At 51.6% G+C, this 1015-nt stretch carries 1 pseudogene; it reads left to right on the forward strand.

From position 1 onward, the window contains the following. Nucleotides 1–1015 (forward strand): annotated as a pseudogene (locus H7T99_RS10525) (hypothetical protein); the annotation flags it as partial.

A 1015-nucleotide genomic window follows, 5' to 3' on the forward strand; every position in this document is an offset into this window, starting at 1 on the left:
CCCCCCCCCCCCCGCACTTCCTGACTCTGACGCACTTGCTGACTCAGATGCACTTTCTGATTCTGATGCACTTTCTGATTCTGATGCACTTTCTGATTCTGATGCACTTTCTGATTCTGATGCACTTGCTGATTCTGATGCACTTGCTGATTCTGATGCACTTGCTGAAGCTGACGCACTTGCTGACTCAGATGCACTTACAGAGGCTGACGCACTTGCTGAGGCTGAAGTACTTGCTGAAGCCGAGGCACTTACTGACTCAGAGGCTGACGCTGATTCTGATGCACTTACTGACTCAGACGCACTTGCTGAGGCTGATGCACTTACTGACTCAGATGCAGACGCTGATTCTGATGCACTTACTGACTCAGACGCACTTGCTGAGGCTGACGCACTTGCTGAGGCTGAAGTACTTGCTGAAGCCGAGGCACTTACTGACTCAGATGCTGACGCTGAGGCTGACGCACTTACTGACTCAGACGCACTTGCTGACTCAGAGGCACTTACTGACTCAGATGCAGACGCTGATTCTGATGCACTTGTTGATTCTGATGCACTTGTTGATTCTGATGCACTTGTTGATTCTGAAGTACTTGCTGATTCTGATGTACTTGCTGATTCTGATGCACTTACAGAGGCTGACGCACTTGCTGAGGCTGACGCTGATTCTGATGCACTTACTGACTCAGACGCACTTGCTGAGGCTGATGCACTTACAGAGGCTGACGCACTTGCTGAGGCTGATGCACTTACAGAGGCTGACGCACTTGCTGAGGCTGATGTACTTGCTGAGGCTGACGCACTTGCTGAGGCTGACGCACTTGCTGAGGCTGAAGCACTTGCTGAAGCTGAGGCGCTTGCTGAGGCTGACGCACTTGCTGAGGCTGACGCACTTGCTGAGGCTGACGCACTTGCTGATTCTGATATACTTGCTGAGACTGACGCACTTACTGACTCTGACGCACTTGCTGACTCAGAGGCGCTTGCTGAGGCTGAAGCACTTGCTGATTCTGAT

Source organism: Streptococcus sp. 17.1 (assembly GCF_016648655.1).
In the GTDB taxonomy this organism is placed as follows: Bacteria; Bacillota; Bacilli; order Lactobacillales; family Streptococcaceae; genus Streptococcus; species Streptococcus salivarius_E.